The organism is Vibrio sp. 03-59-1, assembly GCF_013114135.1.
Taxonomy (GTDB): Bacteria; Pseudomonadota; Gammaproteobacteria; order Enterobacterales; family Vibrionaceae; genus Vibrio; species Vibrio cortegadensis.
Window position 1 is genome coordinate 150,115 of record NZ_VTYA01000011.1, and the last position, 18,880, is coordinate 168,994.

At 43.1% G+C, this 18,880-nt stretch carries 15 protein-coding genes and 1 tRNA gene; 5 read left to right on the forward strand and 11 right to left on the reverse strand.

The features are described from left to right. Positions 1-80: 80 nt before the first annotated feature. The 3 genes from aceA to F0249_RS12960 form a co-directional block, all read right to left on the reverse strand. Entirely contained in the window at positions 81-1,391 is a 1,311-nt protein-coding gene (aceA, locus tag F0249_RS12950; protein WP_113796593.1) for an isocitrate lyase, read from the reverse strand. Between the two features lie 180 nt (positions 1,392-1,571). Then, positions 1,572-3,209 carry a malate synthase A gene (gene aceB, locus F0249_RS12955; RefSeq protein ID WP_171756929.1) on the reverse strand — a complete coding sequence of 546 codons (1,638 nt, stop codon included), beginning with the start codon at positions 3,207-3,209 and terminating at the stop codon, positions 1,572-1,574. A gap of 569 nt (positions 3,210-3,778) precedes the next feature. Further along, the gene (locus tag F0249_RS12960) at positions 3,779-4,684 is read right to left on the reverse strand and encodes a hydrogen peroxide-inducible genes activator (RefSeq protein WP_171756930.1); all 906 of its coding nucleotides are present in this window, start codon (positions 4,682-4,684) and stop codon (positions 3,779-3,781) included. Positions 4,685-4,869: 185 nt separating this feature from the next. Between F0249_RS12960 and F0249_RS12965 the strand changes: the two genes are divergently transcribed. Both F0249_RS12965 and F0249_RS12970 read left to right on the forward strand, forming a co-directional pair. After that, positions 4,870-5,478: a peroxiredoxin C gene (locus F0249_RS12965; protein ID WP_017053745.1), complete on the forward strand. Its 609-nt coding sequence runs from the start codon at positions 4,870-4,872 to the stop codon at positions 5,476-5,478. Positions 5,479-5,772: 294 nt separating this feature from the next. Continuing rightward, complete coding sequence (locus tag F0249_RS12970) at positions 5,773-6,513, forward strand: copper homeostasis protein CutC (protein WP_171756931.1); 741 nt, start codon at positions 5,773-5,775, stop codon at positions 6,511-6,513. A 31-nt stretch (positions 6,514-6,544) separates the two neighbouring features. On the opposite strand, the gene phoU is transcribed toward F0249_RS12970, so the two are convergent. The 7 genes from phoU to phoB form a co-directional block, all read right to left on the reverse strand. Further along, positions 6,545-7,243, reverse strand: coding sequence for a phosphate signaling complex protein PhoU (phoU, locus tag F0249_RS12975; RefSeq protein WP_017053743.1), 699 nt, complete (start codon positions 7,241-7,243; stop codon positions 6,545-6,547). A gap of 43 nt (positions 7,244-7,286) precedes the next feature. Beyond that, complete coding sequence (pstB, locus tag F0249_RS12980) at positions 7,287-8,105, reverse strand: phosphate ABC transporter ATP-binding protein PstB (protein WP_017053742.1); 819 nt, start codon at positions 8,103-8,105, stop codon at positions 7,287-7,289. 2 nt (positions 8,106-8,107) lie between these two features. Further along, positions 8,108-9,784 (reverse strand): phosphate ABC transporter permease PstA, encoded by a 1,677-nt coding sequence (gene pstA, locus F0249_RS12985; protein WP_171756932.1) that lies wholly within the window; start codon positions 9,782-9,784, stop codon positions 8,108-8,110. Positions 9,785-9,822: 38 nt separating this feature from the next. Continuing rightward, a complete protein-coding gene (locus F0249_RS12990; RefSeq protein ID WP_171756933.1) occupies positions 9,823-12,042 on the reverse strand; it encodes an ABC transporter permease subunit in 2,220 nt (739 codons plus the stop codon). 128 nt (positions 12,043-12,170) lie between these two features. Continuing rightward, on the reverse strand, positions 12,171-13,166 hold the full coding sequence (locus tag F0249_RS12995; protein ID WP_136995415.1) for a PstS family phosphate ABC transporter substrate-binding protein: 996 nt from the start codon (positions 13,164-13,166) through the stop codon (positions 12,171-12,173). Next, positions 13,163-14,461, reverse strand: coding sequence for a phosphate regulon sensor histidine kinase PhoR (gene phoR / locus F0249_RS13000; protein ID WP_113796608.1), 1,299 nt, complete (start codon positions 14,459-14,461; stop codon positions 13,163-13,165). The genes F0249_RS12995 and phoR overlap by 4 nt, the downstream gene beginning before the upstream one ends. 42 nt (positions 14,462-14,503) lie before the next feature. Continuing rightward, on the reverse strand, positions 14,504-15,193 hold the full coding sequence (gene phoB, locus F0249_RS13005; protein WP_017053737.1) for a phosphate regulon transcriptional regulator PhoB: 690 nt from the start codon (positions 15,191-15,193) through the stop codon (positions 14,504-14,506). Between the two features lie 191 nt (positions 15,194-15,384). On the opposite strand from phoB, the gene rdgC reads away from it, so the two are divergent. The 3 genes from rdgC (at position 15,385) to F0249_RS13020 (ending at position 18,114) form a co-directional block, all read left to right on the forward strand. Then, positions 15,385-16,299 carry a recombination-associated protein RdgC gene (rdgC, locus tag F0249_RS13010; RefSeq protein ID WP_113796614.1) on the forward strand — a complete coding sequence of 305 codons (915 nt, stop codon included), beginning with the start codon at positions 15,385-15,387 and terminating at the stop codon, positions 16,297-16,299. 154 nt (positions 16,300-16,453) lie between these two features. Next, entirely contained in the window at positions 16,454-17,857 is a 1,404-nt protein-coding gene (gene yegQ, locus F0249_RS13015) for a tRNA 5-hydroxyuridine modification protein YegQ (protein WP_171756934.1), read from the forward strand. Between the two features lie 2 nt (positions 17,858-17,859). Continuing rightward, on the forward strand, positions 17,860-18,114 hold the full coding sequence (locus F0249_RS13020) for a YfhL family 4Fe-4S dicluster ferredoxin (protein WP_084654890.1): 255 nt from the start codon (positions 17,860-17,862) through the stop codon (positions 18,112-18,114). 688 nt (positions 18,115-18,802) lie between these two features. Here F0249_RS13020 and F0249_RS13025 read toward each other — a convergent pair. Then, positions 18,803-18,879 (reverse strand) — tRNA-Trp (locus tag F0249_RS13025). Position 18,880 lies beyond the last annotated feature (1 nt).

An 18,880-nucleotide genomic window follows, 5' to 3' on the forward strand; every position in this document is an offset into this window, starting at 1 on the left:
CTCAAATAAAGTCGATATGTCAGCATAAAAAAGAGCGGCTATATCGCCGCTCAAATGGATTTTAAAGAGTAAAGCTATCGCTAGAATTGCTCTTCTTCTGTTGATCCTGTCAGTGCCGTTACCGAAGAGTTTCCACCTTGAATCGTATTGGTCATACGGTCAAAGTATCCTGTACCCACTTCTTGTTGGTGCGCCACAAATGTGTAACCTTTATCTGCTGCTTCAAATTCTGGACGCTGTACTTTCTCAACATAGTGACGCATACCTTCGCCTTGCGCATAGGCATGAGCTAATTCAAACATGTTGAACCACATGTTGTGGATGCCCGCCAGTGTAATGAACTGGTATTTGTAGCCCATATCCGCAAGCTCTTGCTGGAATTTTGCAATCGTTTCTGAATCTAGGTTTTTCTCCCAGTTAAACGATGGTGAACAGTTATATGCCAATAGCTGATCTGGGTATTCTGCATGTACTGCTTCAGCAAATTTACGCGCTTCTTCTAAACACGGTTTTGCCGTTTCACACCAGATTAAATCCGCATATGGTGCGTAAGCTAGGCCACGAGAAATAGCTTGGTCGATGCCCGCTTTCACTCGATAGAAACCTTCAGCGGTTCGCTCTCCTTGAATAAAGTCACGATCGTACGGGTCACAATCGGAAGTCAGAAGATCCGCTGCGTTGGCGTCTGTACGCGCAATCACAAGTGTTGTTGTGCCGGAAACATCAGCAGCTAAACGTGCCGCGACAAGTTTTTGTACCGCTTCTTGGGTAGGAACCAGTACTTTACCGCCCATGTGACCACATTTTTTCACTGATGCTAATTGGTCTTCAAAGTGAACTCCAGCAGCGCCAGATTCGATCATATTCTTCATCAACTCGTAAGCATTGAGAACGCCACCAAACCCTGCTTCTGCATCCGCAACGATAGGTAAGAAGTAATCAATACCACCTTCATCTTCTGGGCTCTTACCACCAGCCCACTGAATTTGGTCTGCACGTCGGAATGAATTGTTAATGCGTTTAACCACTGAAGGTACTGAATCTACAGGGTATAAAGATTGATCAGGGTACATGGTTGATGCCGTATTGTTATCTGCAGCAACTTGCCAACCTGATAGGTAAATCGCTTCGATACCCGCTTTGGCTTGCTGAACCGCTTGACCACCAGTCAGTGCACCCAAACAGTTTACATAACCTTTTTTAGATGACCCGTTGACCAAAGACCATAATTTATCAGCACCACGTTGGGCGATAGTATTGGCAGGCGTCACTGAACCACGAAGTTCAACGACTTCTTCTGCTGTGTAAGTACGCTTTACGTTATTCCAGCGTGGATTAGTTGCCCAGTCTTTCTCTAGAGCTTCGATTTGTTGGCGGCGAGTTAATGTCATGGTCTATCCCTCTGTAGTAATACGATGCTTCATGCATCTGTCATCCTTTTCTCCGTCAGTACAACTCTCTCTGACCTCGAACTCTTTTGTTTCACGTTGTTAGTAATAAATCGTGTTCATTTTTTATAATGTGCGCTTAGCGTTAGCTATACATATGTGCTAGCTAAGCATTTCAATGAGTTATGGCAAATAATCGTAGCCTGGAACCGTTAAGAAATTCGTCAGTTCATCGCTGGTGGTGAGTTCTGACATCAATGCTGACGCTTCTTCAAATCGACCATTAATGAATCGTTGTTCTCCAACTTCTTGACGAACAACTTGGATCTCTTCAGTCAGGTAAGATTCGAACAGCGACTTGGTGACGACTTGTCCGTTATCCAATTCTTGCTCGTGCTGAATCCATTGCCAAATTGAAGCTCGTGATATTTCAGCCGTCGCCGCATCTTCCATTAATCCATAAATAGGAACGCAACCGTTACCTGAGATCCACGCTTCTATATATTGCAGAGCAACACGAATGTTATGACGCATGCCTTGTTCAGTGATGGCACCATCACAAGGCGCAAGTAACACCTGTGCAGTTATAGGGCTATCGTCTTTCCGTAGCACATTCAATTGATTGGTTCGTTCACCCAATTTTTGGTCAAACACTGACATTGCCGTATCGGCAAGCCCTGGATGCGCGACCCACGTTCCATCATGTCCGTTGTTCGCTTCTAAAGATTTATCTCCCAGAACCTTATCGAGTACTTGTTGGTTCACTTGTGGATCTTTGGCTGGAATAAAGGCGGCCATTCCTCCCATTGCAAACGCTCCGCGGCGATGACACGTTTTTACTAGCAGTTGCGAGTAAGCCTTTAAGAAGGGTTTATCCATTGTCACAACTTGTCTATCTGGCAGAATACGATCAGGGTGGTTACGCAAGGTTTTAATGTAGCTAAAGATATAGTCCCAACGCCCGCAATTAAGACCAACGATATGCTCTTTTAAGTTGAACAGGATCTCGTCCATTTCAAATACAGCAGGTAGAGTTTCAATCAATACCGTCGCTTTGATGGTTCCAGTATCCAGACCAAAGAAGTCTTCAGTGAAATGGAAAACATCACTCCACCACTTCGCTTCTTGGTGAGATTGCAGCTTAGGAATATAAAAATATGGGCCGCTGCCTTTTTTCAGCAGGGTTTTGTAGTTGTTATAGAAATACAGTGCGAAATCGAATAGCGCTCCCGGAATAATCTGACCGTTAAATTCTACATGCTTCTCTTTTAAGTGCAGACCTCGAACGCGACAGATAAGCACCGCAGGATCATCACTTAATTGGTACTGTTTTCCGTTACTCTCATTGGTATAGCTGATATCGCCGTTAACAGCATCACGTAAATTCACCTGTCCATCGAGCACTTTGCCCCATGCTGGTGACATAGAATCTTCAAAGTCCGCCATAAATACTTTCACGTTGGCGTTTAATGCATTGATCACCATTTTGCGGTCGGTTGGACCTGTGATCTCTACTCGACGATCTTGTAAATCTTGTGGGATACCGAGTATTTTCCAACTGCCTTCTCGGATATCTTGAGTCTCACTTAAAAAGTCCGGTAGCTCCCCAGCATCAATACGTAACTGCTTCTGTTCTCGCTCTTCGAGTAATGAATCCACTCGCTCACTAAATTGAGCGCATAAAAAAGATAAAAAGGTTTGGACTTCTAAAGGGAAAATTTCTTGATGCTCAGGAGCAAGCTCACTATTAATCACCAACATACTTTGAGGCGATGTTCTTTTTATATTATTTGGATTTGTTGGTGTTGTTTCAGCAAGCATAATTCTTTCCTTAAATTACATTTGTAACTCAAAAACCACAAAGACAAGCGACATCCTAAAGCTCAATATTCATGATTCGTTTCGGTTTGTGTCTATTACCTTCACCTATCCAAACCTGTATTTCAACAGCCCCCGATGTAGACATAGGTCTTACAAGACACTATTAAACTTACCTCAACAACCACTAGAGTAAAAGTACTAAAGTTAACAAAAGGTTAAATTCAAAGTTTTGTATTGTTTGGATTTAGGGCTCTGTAAATTGACTATTTGTGTAATTTATTACGTAATTAAATTACACGCATTTTTAATGCTAATTTTGTTTTAAACAGGTGTTCGGATTTTATATTTTCGTTCAAAACCTTTGACAGAAGGGGTTAGCGAATAGACACGAATGACCATTCAAACAACAAAATAAAAGAAAGATGTGAAATTAGGTGTGTAAAGAAAGGATTTTTTATGAAAGGCACGTCAAAAAAGGTTTGTAAAATTTTACAAGTCAAACAACACTAACAGAATAAAAAACTAAAAAGCACACCAAAAACAGTGTGCTTTTTAGGTTAGACCAACCGCTAGAGCAGTTCTGATACCACTTCAGCTAATTGCTCAAAGGTCTCAGAACGAGAAGTACTTGGCCGCCAAACCAGCCCTATCTCTCGATAAGCTTGCTGACCAGGGGGATCAATCACCACTAGATTTTGATTATCAAGCAGGCCATGCTCAATCGCCATCTGAGGTATAAATGTAGTACCGAGCCCATTCGCAACCATCTGTACCAAGGTATGTAAGCTCGTTGCTGAAAACGGATTTATCTTCTCTTTGTCTGTGAGCTTACATGCTGAAACGGCATGTTCCGTTAAGCAGTGTTCATTTTCTAATAGGAAAACCGATTCATCGGGTAAATCATCGTATCGGATTGGCACTCTAATCCCATCAGCTTGGTTACGACTAATGACCATCCGAAACGGGTCTTGTCCGACGACTTTGCTATGCATATGCCCTATATCAACGGGGAGTGCCAGTATCAATACATCTAGCTCACCTTGATTCAAGGCAGCTAATAAGTTAGTGGTGGTATCTTCACGTAGTAATAGATGAAGTTGAGGAAAGCGAGCGTTAACCTCTTGTACGACATCGCATAATAGAAATGGAGCAATAGTAGGAATACAGCCCAGCTTTAACTGCCCCTGCATACTTTCCCCCTGACATAAACTGCCAAGCTCAACCAGATCTTGTCCTTTCGCCAGTAACTCTCGGCCACGAGTGACGACTAATTCACCTGCTTGAGTAAAGACTAAAGGGCTTTTTTTATCTTTTTTTTCGTATAAAGGACAACCAATCAACTCTTCAAGGTTTTGGATCCCTTTACTGAGTGTCGACTGGCTCACAAAACAGCGTTCTGCGGCATCACTAAAATGACGGGTTTCGTGCAAAGTTACTAAATAATGCAACTGCTTTAAGCTGGGCCATTTATTCATGCTAATTACTTTGTCATATTAATAAGATAGAAGATTTGATGAGAAAGCATCCTCATCGCTTTTTTCGATTAAGTTAATCTATTTAATTCGCTTTTTTCTATAGTAACGTTTGTACTATAGTTTGTCCCGTAGAAACGAAAGCCCAAACAAAGATGTTTGGTCATCATATTTTAGGAGATTTCAAAATGGTACTAGTAGGTCGTCAAGCCCCTGACTTTACTGCAGCAGCTGTTCTAGGTAACGGCGAAATCGTTGATAACTTCAACTTCGCAGAGTTCACTAAAGGTAAAAAAGCTGTTGTATTTTTCTACCCACTAGACTTCACATTCGTTTGTCCTTCAGAGCTAATCGCTTTTGACAATCGTCTAGAAGATTTCCAAGCTAAAGGTGTTGAAGTAATTGGTGTTTCTATCGATTCACAATTCTCACACAACGCATGGCGTAACACTGCTATCGAAGATGGCGGTATCGGTCAAGTTAAGTACCCTCTAGTTGCTGACGTTAAGCACGAAATCTGCAAAGCATACGATGTTGAGCACCCAGAAGCAGGCGTTGCTTTCCGTGGTTCTTTCCTAATCGATGCTGACGGTCTTGTTCGTCACCAAGTTGTTAACGACCTTCCACTAGGCCGTAACATCGACGAAATGCTACGCATGGTAGACGCACTAAACTTCCACGAGAAGAATGGTGAAGTTTGTCCTGCACAATGGGAAGAAGGCAAATCAGGTATGGACGCATCTCCAAAAGGTGTTGCAGCATTCCTATCTGAGCACGCTGACGACCTAAGCAAATAATAACTCCTTCACCCGCGCTCAAACGGGTTGATGGTTGGACAATATAAGCGAAAAACGCACTGCCAATCGGAAGAAGTCATTAGTTAGCCAAATAAAAAAGCCCGAAGTTTACGCTTCGGGCTTTTCTCGTTTTAGTCCCACGAGATGATATCTGTGTATCGCACTCTTACTGTCTTTAAAATGAGGAATCGTTTCTTGTAAAACATTACCTCTATTTTCCCTATGCTCATTGCATAAACCAACCGTAAATCTTGTTAAGCTCTGTATTATTAAATTGCACCAACTAGGATTTATATGTCTTATCAAATTGAAGTCTGTATCGATAACTTAGAGTCTCTTCATAATGCGATTGCGGGAGGCGCGACTCGAATTGAGCTCTGTTCATCTTTAGCGTTAGGTGGTTTAACGCCAAGTTTCGGTTTGATGAAATTAGCCGCTCAGCTATCGTCAGTTCCAATCTATGCCATGGTCAGGCCTCGACAAGGTGATTTCCTTTACAGCGCTGATGATATTGATTCTATGATTGAAGATATACACGCAGCAGCCACCGCAGGCGTTGATGGGATTGTATTTGGTGTACTGAAAGCTGATGGTTCTATCGATATGCGCTTAGCTCAACGTATCATGACAGTGGCGACTGAATGCCAATTAGGTGCTACATTTCATCGAGCCATAGACCAATGTGCAGATTACTCTCAAGCTATTGAAGATATTGTGAATTTAGGTTGTGAGCGAATACTCACTTCAGGGCTAGCACCCGCCGCCGTTGATGGGCTTGATGTGCTTAAAAAGATGGTAATTCAAGCCAGTGGCCGTGTAGACATTATGGCTGGAGCTGGCGTCACTGCGGATAATGCTCTACACATTACTCAGCAGACTGGCATTAAATCGTTGCACCTTTCAGGAAAATCGACCCGTGAAAGCCAAATGACGTTAGTATCGAACCAAGCCAAGATGGGTGATAGTGATGACTTTGCTATTCCAATAACAGACAGTAAAAAAATCGCAGCGGTTTTGGACAGATTATGTTCTTAGCTAACTAGTGGCTTCCAACAGCCACTTCTAGCTATTTCAGCAGGTCATCAATACTCTGCTCACCTAAGTGACGTACATCTTTACCTTTGACGAAGTAAATAATGTATTCACAGATATTCTGGCAGCGATCGCCAACTCTTTCGATCGCTCTCGCCGACCACATCACTTGAATAATATTGGGGATGCTTTTAGGGTCTTCCATCATATAGGTCATCAATTGACGAATAACCGCTTCGTATTCCGCATCCAATTTATCATCTAGCTTATACACGCTCGCGGCGGCGTCGACATCCATTCGAGCAAACGCATCCAGCACTTGGTGTAGCATTGCAATGGCCTGTCGCCCCAGAGGCTCAAGAGATATTTGAAACGTTTGATCTTTCAGTGGTGGGCTCTCAATCGCGACGGTTGCAATTTTACTTGCCACATCGCCAATGCGCTCAAGATCGGTAATCGTCTTGATGATCGCCATAATTAATCGCAGATCTTTTGCCGTTGGCTGTCGCTTAGCAATAATACGAGTGCATGCTTCATCAATAGAAACCTCCATCGAATTCACTTTATGATCATCCCGAACCACTTTTTTCGCCAGATCAATGTCATCTTTATGCAGCGCTTGCATGGCAAATGAAAGCTGTTGCTCGACTAAACCTCCCATCGTCAACACATGGGTTCGAATAGACTCAAGCTCTACATTAAATTGACCTGAAATGTGTCGACCAAACTGCATGAAAATTCCTTATAAAGAGTGCTCAATCATCATAATGACTATTTTATCCATATCTACCTGTAATGTAGTCTTCTGTGTGTTTTTTCAATGGTGAGGTGAAAATTGAATCGGTATCTGAGTACTCGATCAATTTTCCCATATGAATAAATGCCGTGTGATCGCTCACCCTCGCAGCCTGCTGCATGTTATGAGTAACGATGACCACTGTATATTGTGTTTTCAATTCACTGATCAACTCTTCAATCGTCAGTGTAGAAATAGGATCCAGTGCAGATGTCGGCTCATCAAGCAGTAACACTTCTGGCTCAATAGCAATGGCCCGCGCAATAACCAAACGTTGCTGTTGCCCTCCTGAGAGTCCAAAGGCATTTTCGTGCAAACGATCTTTTACTTCATCCCACAAGGCCGCCGCGCGTAATGAACGTTCAACAGCATCATTTAAGGTTCGGCTATTTTTGACACCTTGCAACCGAAGTCCATACACCACATTCTCATAAATCGATTTAGGAAATGGGTTTGGACGCTGGAATACCATCCCGACTCGGCGGCGTAATGTCGCCACATCGACTTTAGGGTGATACACATTATTTCCGTATAACTTAACTTCACCTTCAACACGGCAGCCTTCCACTAAATCGTTCATACGATTAATACAGCGTAGCAGGGTCGACTTACCACAACCTGAAGGCCCGATAAATGCGGTGACTCTGCCTTTAGGTATTCGCATTGAAATATCGTTAAGCGCTTGAGTCTGCTGGTAATAAAGATTAAGACCTTCAATTGAGATCGCGGTTTGCTCATCCGTTAGTTTATGTACATCCAACGGCGCTTGATAACCTAGAGTGTCACTTAATGAGAACATAATCAGTCTTGTCCTAGGGTTCGGTACTTTTCGCGTAAATTGTTACGAATACTGATCGCAGTTAAATTCAGCCCTACAATAACCGTCACCAGTAAAAATGAAGTGGCATAAACCAGTGGTCTCGCAGCTTCAATATTTGATGTTTGGAAACCGATATCATAAATATGAAAGCCCAGATGCATGAATTTGCGTTCTAAATGAACGTATGGAAATTGAGCATCCACAGGTAAGCTCGACGCGAGTTTAACCACACCAACTAACATTAATGGGGCAACCTCACCTGCCGCTCGCGCAACCGCAAGAATCAGCCCAGTGATGATCGCAGGGCTAACCATCGGCAAGACAATCCGCCATAGGGTTTCAAACTGTGTCGCACCTAACGCTAACGAACCATGCCGAACTGAGCTTGGGATCCGCGTTAACCCTTCTTCCGTCGTCACAATCACCACTGGCAATGTTAACACTGCTAACGTTAATGCTGACCACAATAACCCCGGAGTGCCAAATGTTGGAGCCGGAAGTTTCTCGGTATAAAACAGCGTATCAATTGATCCACCGATGGTATAAACAAAAAAGCCTAAGCCGAAGACACCATAGACAATGGATGGCACACCCGCGAGGTTAATCACAGCTATCCGAATAATTCTCGTAAAGGCGTTACTTTTGGCGTACTCATGTAAGTATATTGCCGCCACAACCCCAAGAGGCATGACAATGATAGACATCACTATCACCAAAAATACCGTACCAAAAATAGCAGGAAAAACACCGCCTTCAGAGTTGGACTCTCGTGGGTTTTGGGACAAAAACTTCCAGACCTGTTTTCCCCAATGCGCCACTTTTTCGGTGTGGCTCATCTGGTTGGGGTACCAAATATCTAAAATCTGACTAAGTGGTATTCGTGTTTTTTGACCACTCATGTCTTCAAGCAATAACGACTCTATTTGTAGTTGTGAGTTAAGCAAATCCAGATTTTTTTCTGATTCTGACAGCTTTTCATTTAACGCTTGCGTTTCTTGTTGATAAGAGACGATGAACTCTTCATTCAGTTCTTCATTCAACTCATATTTTCGTTTTTTAAGACGCAATTGTTCAAGCTGCCAGCTGATTAAACGAATTTCCTGATTACTGATACGATCAATTTCCGATCGTAATGAGTCCGCAAAGTCGAGCCCTCGAATCAGCTCTTGGTTAATATTCTTAGTTCGAATGCCGTCTAAACTGGAAAAGCCTATCGGTTTGCCAAAGAAGTCACCGCCTCGAGTTCTCTCTATTACGGCCCACTCTACTGGCTGAGTCGACACCGTTAATTCAGGCTCAAGAACCGAGACAAAATCTGCGGGATAAAGCTCTCGATTAGCGACTTTGATACTCAATCGCCCGACAACACCCTCCTCTAAAACGGCTGCCGGCAACTTATTCTCTGCATCCACAATATGATCAATCGGGATATAGTCTCGCTGATAAAGTTGACCGATAAGTCGATGGTTCGCCTCCACACTTTGGGGCAAGATATTGTTATTCACTACTTCCCATTGATACAGAGGAGCAGGCCAGAAGTAAGTGAGTCCTTTCCAACCAATCAATAAAAGTAAGCCTAATACGGATAATAGGCTAATGCTCACGGCTCCACCAGTGAGCCAAATCCAAGGTGAGCCAGATCGAAGCCACTTAAACATAAGTAAACTCTGTGCTGTTTAATGGACAATATTGAAAGCTACAATGCACGGTATTTATCTCTAAGCCTTTGTCGAACCACTTCCGCAAGAGCATTCACAGCGAAAGTAAATATGAACAGTAATAATGCGGCCAAAAACAGCAATCGATAATGAGAACTGCCCACTTCTGATTCAGGAAGTTCAACGGCGATCGTGGCAGAAAGTGTGCGCATCCCTTCGAATATATTCCAATCCATGATCGGTGTATTCCCTGTCGCCATCAACACAATCATGGTCTCTCCAACCGCTCTGCCTAACCCCATCATCACCGCCGAAAAAATCCCTGGGCTAGCCGTTAACAGCACCACATACAATAAGGTCTGCCACGGTGTTGCCCCTAAAGCTAACGAGCCATCAGACAAATGTTTAGGCACAGAAAAAATAGCATCTTCCGCGATAGTGAAAATCGTCGGGATCACCGCAAACCCCATAGCAAACCCCACCACTAAGGCGTTACGTTGATCAAAGTCGATTCCATAGCTAGACAGAAACAGCTTCACATCGCCAGCGAACAGTACCGATTCAATATCAGTGCCAAACAAGAATACGGTTACGATGGAAATCAACAACGCAGGGATCAAGATCACCGCATGCCAACCATTAGGCAAACGACGAGTGACAGCTTGAGGGACACAGTGCCATAAGCCTCCAGCCACAAGTGTTGTCAAAGGCAATATGATGAGCAATGCCATTACTGCTGTTAAATGAGTTTCAACAATCGGCGCAAACCATAACCCCGCTAAGAAACCAATAATCACCGTGGGTAATGCTTCCATGAGTTCAATGGTCGGTTTAACCACTCGGCGCATGCTTGGAGACATAAAATAGGCCGTATAGATCGCACCTAACACCGCAATCGGCACCGCAAAAATCATCGCAAATACCGCCGCCTTTAATGTACCAAACGCAATCGGCACTAAACTGAATTTCTCTTCAAATTCATCACTAGCCGATGTCGACTGCCACACGTATTCGGGTTCCGGGTAACTCTCATACCAGACTTTATTCCACAGCGATGAAAACGATATCTCTGGAAAGTCATTATTCACTTTCGCAACATTGAGTTGCTGACCGGATAGGACTAATAAATGCTTTTCGTTTTTAGACATCGCAGCAAGATCAGGGGATTTTGAATACGGACGTTCAAACAAAACCAGCTTTTCACTGGTCGTATAATGACTTTGTAACGTGCCATTTTGATAGAAACTATAAAAGCCTTTGCGATAAATATCGGGAAGTAAAAAGTCCACTTCAGGCGCTAATTGAAAATTTCGAATGTGGGTCAATGATCGAACTTCATTTTGAAGAACATCAAACCATTGAGAAACAAGACCGTTTGAATAAGTGACGAGCAGAGAATACGCACCTGACAATAGGTCAATATTCTTCACCTGTTGTTGTGGGTCCCCTTGAGTCAAATCAACAATTTCTCGAATGCGGAATTGCTCGCCATGCTTCATCGCAATCATTAATTCAGAACCCGAACGTAGGAACAGTTGCTGACCATTAGGCGTAACCAAAATTTGATCCAATGTAGGGAATACGGTTGGGAAGGAAAACCGTTGAGGCAACCAAGTGCCCTTCTCTTGATTCAACCCTTGTCCTTTTTTTAAGGTCAGGACGGACACCGTTCGATCACTCGCTTGGCCAACTAAAGTCATGCTGCTCGGTTGTGCTGACAATCCAAGTAAGCTCAGTGGGTTTGAATCATCGAAAAGCGACAAGTCGGCACCGTTATTGAAAAACTCAACATCAGGATCAAAATAGCGACCCGCTTTATTAATACTGGTTGAAAACACTGGCTTGAAGAGAGTTATGTTGCTCTCTGCATCGACTGAAGCTAACCAACCGGAGGAAGCATCACTACGAGCAAATAACATGGACGGGGCAATTTTCTGGGTAAATTCAGGTTGCGGTTTTTTATCAGTCAAAGACCAAAAGCTTAATGATCCTGATTTATCAAATGTATAAGCATGATCACCGTACTCATTCACCCCAATCGCGACTGGCGAATGAACAGAGATTTGAGTATCGATATCTGCCGGCTCAATATTCGCATCCGAGAAAATTGGTGCAACCACGATCGCCAAATAGACAAAGATAAGCACTAAAGCGCCCAGTACACTCACGCCGCCACATGTCACTACAAGACGAATCAGGCGATCTTGAATAAAACGCTTACGATCCTGTTCTTTGAGTGAAAACTCGGCTTGAGCCATGTACTGTTCTACCTTCTTTTGAGCAAACCTTAAGTTTATGTCATTTTAATGACAGATATATTACAACTCAAGTGACGAGTTCTGTCAGTAATATTTCCGACTAATTTATTTTTATAACAATGAATTAGTCAATTCTGGTCAGATAACGTTAATTCAACTTTCGCGAGTTCCTGTTTCGCGAGACTTTGACTAATCGGCACATACCCATCTTTTCGAACAAGCTCTTGTCCTTGCCTCGAAAAAATAAATCGAATGAACTCAGATTGAACCTTACTTAATGGTTTAGTTGGATGCTTATTCACATAAACATATAAAAAACGAGAGAGAGGATAACGCCCATTTAAGATGTTTTTACGTGTCGGATAAATATAGTCATCGCCAGATCTCGCGATTGGAATTAATTTGATCCCTGCGACTTGATAACCAACACCAGAGTAGCCAATCCCACTGATGGATGAGGCAACGGACTGAACAACAGATGCCGACCCTGGTTGCTCATTAACACCTTTTTTAAAGTCACCATCACATAGGGCATTTTGTTTAAAGTAACCATAAGTACCAGAGACTGAATTACGACCAAACAGCTGGAATTTCCGCTTCGACCAATCACTATCTAAACCGAGTTCGTGCCAGTTGTTTAGTGACTTGGTCGCCCCGCACCTCAAGGTGACGGAAAAAATGCTATCTATCTGCTGAAAATTAAGGCCTTGAATTGGGTTATCTCGGTGAACAAATATGCCAATAGCATCAATTGCCACCTTCAATACTGTCGGTTTATAACCATGCTCTCGCTCAAATGCCTCAATTTCGCGTAATCTCATCGGTCGACTCATCGGCCCAAAATGCGCCGTACCTTCAGTTAATGCTGGTGGCGCGGTAGATGAACCCGAAGCTTGAACTTGAGCATTAACGTTAGGGTATATCGATTCAAACTCTTCAACCCATAGCGTTGTCATTCCAGCAAGCGTGTCTGAGCCGACAGAAAGTAAGCTTCCTGAAACACCAAACACCCGTTGATAATCTGGTAACTGAGCCATGACTCGAAAGCTCAGCACAGAAGCCATGGTGATAGTCAGCCAAGTCATCACTTTTACAAAAGGTAAGGACTTCATTTTCTTCATCATTTAACAATCAATCGACTAGGTAAAATGAATGAGAATTTACTCCCAATCCCGACTGTACTTTGGATTTCAAGGTGTGAATCATGATGAGTAAGCGCATGTTTTACAATCGCAAGACCAAGTCCACTGCCTCCCGTATCTCTTGAGCGAGCTTTATCTACTCGGTAAAAACGCTCAGTTAACCGGTGTAAATGCTGTGGCTCGATTCCCTCTCCGCTATCAGACACTTCCAAACACGCTCCCTGAATCGATTGATACCAGCGAACTTTTACTTCCGCCCCTTCAGGTGTGTATTTAACCGCATTATAAACAAGGTTGGAGATCGCACTGCGTAGTTGATCCTCATCGGCAAGTACTTTCAGTTTTGGATCGATTTGAAAGTCGAGTCGATGTCCTCTATCACCGCTCAAGCTTTGAGCCTCTTTTTCAAGGTTCTCTAGCATTAATGGAACGTTGACGACTTCATCTAACTCATGCATTGGTGCGGCTTCAATTTTAGATAATGTGAGTAGTTGGCTCACTAAACTATTCATTCGGTTAAGCTGTTCTGTCATCACACCGTGAGCCTTTGGCCACATCGGCCCAACCACCATATCGGGATCTTCTGTCATCTCTAGGTAGCCTTTGAGCACCGTCATAGGAGTCCTAAGTTCATGAGAAACATTGGCAAAGAAGTTACGACGCATGCCTTCTAGCTGCTTGAGTTGGGTAACGTCACGCACAACCATCAAGTGCTCGCCTTCTGTATATGGCACGATACGCAATTCAAGCATCCGCTCTACGTTTAATGGAGAGCACATCTCAAGAGGCTCAGAGAAGTCCTGCTTGTTGAGATACTTAATAAAATCAGGGGTTCGAATCAAGTTGGAAATTGGCTGACCATTATCATCAGGCCAGTGAAAACCTAAAAGGTGCTGGGCGAGTTTGTTGCACCACACAATATTGCCTTCACTGCGAAAGACAACAACCGCATCGGGTAAAGATTCAGCACCGTTACGAAATCGACGGATTAAGTTCGTTAACTCTTTGCGCTTTTTTCGCTGTCGCTGCTGCAACCGATAAATGCCATTAAATAGCGACTCCCAATTACCGGTTCCAGAAGGTGGTGTTAAACGCTTTTCATCCCATAACCATGTTGATAATTTCATTTGGTTATGCAGATGCCAAGCTAATTGTAGAGCGGTGGCAATGAAGAGTAGCCACGGCATGTAACCGAAGATCCACCCCACAATAATCCAAGGGGTGTAAAAAAAAGCCAGCTCCCATGCCAGCCTTTTTAAGGTCAGTCGTTCAACCATTCAAATCTCCGATATGTCACTCTAGTTAATCTTAGTCCTTCATTACGCTTTTACAGAAAAACGGTAGCCAGCACCACGAACGGTTTGAACTAACTTATCATGTCCTCCCTGCTCTAACGCTTTTCTCAAACGTCTAATGTGGACATCCACAGTGCGGTCTTCAACGTATACGTTAGTACCCCAAACATTATTCAACAGCTGTTCGCGGCTATAAACACGTTCTTGATGAGTCATGAAGAAATGCAGCATCTTAAATTCGGTTGGTCCCATATCTAACGGCTCATCATTCGCTGTCACACGATGGGAAACAGGATCTAACTTCAGCCCTTGGACATTAATAACATCTTCAAGTGCAGTCGGTGTTACACGTCGAATTACGGCTTTAAGGCGAGCAACTAGCTCTTTTGGAGAGAATGGCTTGGTGATGTAATCATCGGCACCAACTTCTAAACCTCGAACCTTATCTTCTTCTTCTCCACGAGCCGTTAGCATCACGACAGGAATATTTCGAGTCAGCTCTTCACGCTTCATATGTTTAATGAAGTTAATTCCAGAACCACCAGGCAACATCCAATCTAACAGAACAAGATCGGGGAAAGGTTCACAGAGTTTATTCACCGCGGTATCGTAATCTTCCGCTTCTATCGCTTGATAGCCTTTCTGCTCAAGAACAAAACACAGCATTTCACGAATGGGTGCTTCATCTTCAACAACCAGAATCCTTCTAGACATTATTGATTAACCTTTATAATTCATCGACGCAAAGCATTATCAAGGTTAATTATGACACTTTTGTGACCTTTGAAAACAATTATTAATATAAGTTTATTAGCATATTCATTGTGATATTTTGAATTTGGAGTAGGACAAAAGATTTGAAATCTCCTATCATGGGCTCCTTCTTACAAGCTCAGAGAAATAATATGTGGTTTAAAAACTGTATGGTGTATCGCTTTAATCGCGGTATCGACTTCAATGCAGATCAACTAGAAAAACAATTGGAAGAGTTTCGCTTCACTCCTTGTGGCAGCCAAGACAGACAAAAATTTGGCTGGGTAAATGCAATGGGCAGACATGGCGACATGATGACTCACACTTCTGAAGATCGCATTCTAATCTGTGCTAAAAAAGAAGAAAAAATGTTACCTGCATCTGTTATCAAAGATTCGTTAAACGCGAAAGTGGATATGATGGAAGCGCAAGAAGGTCGCCCTCTAAAGAAAAAAGAGAAAGACAACCTAAAAGAAGACATCATTATCGATCTTCTGCCACGAGCTTTCAGCCGCAGCAGTCTTACGTTTGCTCTTATTCTTCCTAAGCAAGGCATGATCCTCGTTGACTCTGGTAGCTACAAAAAAGCAGAAGATGTTTTAGCACTTTTACGTAAAACAATGGGCAGCTTGCCTGTTGTCCCTGCGATCCCAGAGCAAGCTATTGAAACAACCTTAACCGAGTGGGTTAAGAGTGGCGATACCCCTCAAGGCATGACAATGCTTGATGAAGCTGAATTGAAATCCGTTCTTGAAGATGGCGGCGTGATTCGTTGTAAAAAACAAGAGCTTTCAGCGGATGAAATTCTAAGCCATATTCACGCAGATAAGCTTGTGACTAAATTGGCTCTAAACTGGCAAGATCGCATTGAGTTTATTCTTGCTGAAGATGGCAGTATCAAGCGACTCAAATTCTGCGATGAGTTGAAAGATGAGAATGACGATATTCCAAGAGAAGATCAGGCTGCGCGTTTTGATGCAGATTTCTCTCTAATGTGTGCAGAGCTAGGCGCTTTCTTGCCTAACTTATATGAAACATTAGGCGGCCTTCCTCACCCAGAAGCGTAACAACCCAAGCATCAACCGTTATATAATGCCGAGAGATTTTCTTTCGGCATTCTCTTTTCTGTACTATCACTTGTAATTGACGTAAAATTTGCGCCCCTTCGATATCACTCGGTGACATCGACCTGACTTGTGATCAGAACTAGAGAATTAAGCAATGTTTAAACCAGAACTCCTTTCCCCTGCGGGTAGCCTTAAAAATATGCGTTACGCTTTTGCCTACGGTGCAGATGCTGTATATGCAGGTCAACCACGTTACAGCCTTCGCGTTCGTAACAACGAATTCAACCATGAAAACCTACAGATCGGCATTAATGAAGCGCATGCTCAAGGTAAAAAGCTGTATGTGGTATGTAATATCCAACCACATAATTCAAAGTTAAAAACCTTCATTCGTGATTTAAAACCAATCGTTGATATGGGCCCAGACGCTCTAATTATGTCGGATCCAGGCTTGATCATGATGGTTCGTGAAGCTTTCCCTGAAGTGGCTATTCACCTTTCGGTACAAGCAAATGCCGTTAACTGGGCAACTGTGAAATTCTGGTCAACTCAAGGCGTAGAGCGAGTAATCTTATCTCGTGAACTATCGCTAGAAGAAATTGAAGAGATTCGCGAACACTGTCCTGAAACTGAATTAGAAATTTTCGTACACGGTGCTCTATGCATGGCGTACTCAGGTCGCTGCCTACTGTCTGGTTACATGAACAAGCGCGACCCAAACCAAGGTACATGCACGAACGCGTGTCGCTGGGAATATAAAGCTGAAGCAGCTAAAGAAGACGAGAACGGCCAAATTGTTGCCGCAAACCCTACTGGTGTTGCTATACAAGAAGTTGAAACTCAAGAGATTGAAGTTCAAGAAGAGCGTCCAGACAATACTCTCGGTTTAGGCAAACCAACTGATGAAGTTGTTCTACTTTCAGAATCTCATCGTCCAGAAGAGAAGATGGCTGCTTTTGAAGATGAGCATGGTACTTACATCATGAACTCTAAAGACCTTCGCGCAATCCAACACGTAGAGCGCCTAACTAAGATGGGTGTTCACTCTTTGAAAATCGAAGGGCGTACTAAGTCTTTCTACTACTGTGCTCGTACCGCTCAAGTGTACCGCAAAGCAATTGATGATGCAGTTGAAGGCAAACCATTTGACGAAAGCCTAATGGGTACTTTAGAAAGTTTAGCGCACCGTGGCTACACTGAAGGCTTCCTTCGTCGCCATACTCACGACAGCTACCAAAATTATGAATACGGTTACTCTATTTCAGACTCTCAACAATTTGTTGGTGAGTTCACTGGCGTTCGCAAAGGTGAGTTAGCTGAAGTTGAAGTTAAAAACAAATTCATCAAGGGCGATAGCCTAGAATTAATGACTCCAAATGGAAACGTTGTCTTCACTTTAGAAAAAATGGAAAACCGCAAGTCTCAAGAAATTGATGATGCTAAAGGCAATGGCCACTTTGTCTTCATTCCAGTGCCTGAAGATATGGATTTAGAATTCGGTTTATTAATGCGTAACCTTAGTGAAGGGCAAGACACCCGAAATCCAACAGGTAAGTAGTAATGGCATTACTGATTCAAGATAGCTGCATCAACTGTGATATGTGTGATCCTGAGTGTCCAAATGGTGCGATTACAATGGGTGACAGCATCTATGAGATCGATCCTAATTTATGTACTGAATGTAAGGGACACTATGACAAGCCAACTTGTCAATCAGTTTGCCCTATTACGAAATGCATAATCACAGATCCAAAGCATGTTGAAAGTGAAGAGCAGCTCCTTGAGAAGTTTGTAATTATCCAAGGTTTTGCTTAATACCCCAATCATATAAAAGCCCCAGCAACTCAGTTGTTGGGGCTTTTTTTTGCTTTGTAGATCCACGAAGTTAACCGGACTCCCAGCCCTTTCTAAATGCTCTCGAATAAAGCTCAGCATTTCTGCTGAGGCTTGATATATGGCAGGGGTGGAGAGATTCGAACGCCCAACACGCGCTATTTTGTGAATGAGCTGAATCCGCTGCTTTTTCTAGACTATTGAAACTCTCAGATTCAAATGTAAAAAAGCCTCAGCATTTCTGCTGAGGTTTGATATATGACAGGGGTGGAAAGATTCGAACTCCCAACACGCGCTATTTTGTGAATGAGCTGAATCCGTTGCTTTTTCTAGAACATTGAAACTCTCATATCCAAATGCAAAAAAGCCCCAGCATTTCTGCTGAGGCTTGATATATGGTAGGGGTAGAGAGATTCGAACTCCCAACACGCACTATTTTGTGAATGAGCTGAATCCGCTGCTTTTTCTAGACTATTGAAACTCTCAGATTCAAATGCAAAAAAGCCCCAGCATTTCTGCTGAGGCTTGATATATGGCAGGGGTGGAGAGATTCGAACTCCCAATACGCACTATTTTGTGAATGAGCTGAATCCGCTGCTTTTTCTAGAGTATTGAAACTCTCAGATTCAAATATAAAAAAGCCTCAGCATTTCTGCTGAGGCTTGATATATGGCAGGGGTGGAGAGATTCGAACTCCCAACACGCGGATTTGGAATCCGCTGCTCTGCCAATTGGAGCTACACCCCTA

Coding starts and splice junctions, on each gene's coding strand:
- F0249_RS13020 (WP_084654890.1), top strand. CDS start 17,860: ATGGCATTACTGATTCAAGATAGCTGCATCAACTGTGATATGTGTGAT.
- yegQ (WP_171756934.1), top strand. CDS start 16,454: ATGTTTAAACCAGAACTCCTTTCCCCTGCGGGTAGCCTTAAAAATATG.
- F0249_RS12960 (WP_171756930.1), bottom strand. CDS start 4,684: ATGAATAAATGGCCCAGCTTAAAGCAGTTGCATTATTTAGTAACTTTG.
- phoB (WP_017053737.1), bottom strand. CDS start 15,193: ATGTCTAGAAGGATTCTGGTTGTTGAAGATGAAGCACCCATTCGTGAA.
- pstB (WP_017053742.1), bottom strand. CDS start 8,105: ATGTTCTCATTAAGTGACACTCTAGGTTATCAAGCGCCGTTGGATGTA.
- F0249_RS12965 (WP_017053745.1), top strand. CDS start 4,870: ATGGTACTAGTAGGTCGTCAAGCCCCTGACTTTACTGCAGCAGCTGTT.
- F0249_RS12990 (WP_171756933.1), bottom strand. CDS start 12,042: ATGGCTCAAGCCGAGTTTTCACTCAAAGAACAGGATCGTAAGCGTTTT.
- aceB (WP_171756929.1), bottom strand. CDS start 3,209: ATGCTTGCTGAAACAACACCAACAAATCCAAATAATATAAAAAGAACA.
- phoU (WP_017053743.1), bottom strand. CDS start 7,243: ATGCAGTTTGGTCGACACATTTCAGGTCAATTTAATGTAGAGCTTGAG.
- pstA (WP_171756932.1), bottom strand. CDS start 9,784: ATGTTTAAGTGGCTTCGATCTGGCTCACCTTGGATTTGGCTCACTGGT.
- phoR (WP_113796608.1), bottom strand. CDS start 14,461: ATGGTTGAACGACTGACCTTAAAAAGGCTGGCATGGGAGCTGGCTTTT.
- F0249_RS12995 (WP_136995415.1), bottom strand. CDS start 13,166: ATGATGAAGAAAATGAAGTCCTTACCTTTTGTAAAAGTGATGACTTGG.
- rdgC (WP_113796614.1), top strand. CDS start 15,385: ATGTGGTTTAAAAACTGTATGGTGTATCGCTTTAATCGCGGTATCGAC.
- aceA (WP_113796593.1), bottom strand. CDS start 1,391: ATGACATTAACTCGCCGCCAACAAATCGAAGCTCTAGAGAAAGACTGG.
- F0249_RS12970 (WP_171756931.1), top strand. CDS start 5,773: ATGTCTTATCAAATTGAAGTCTGTATCGATAACTTAGAGTCTCTTCAT.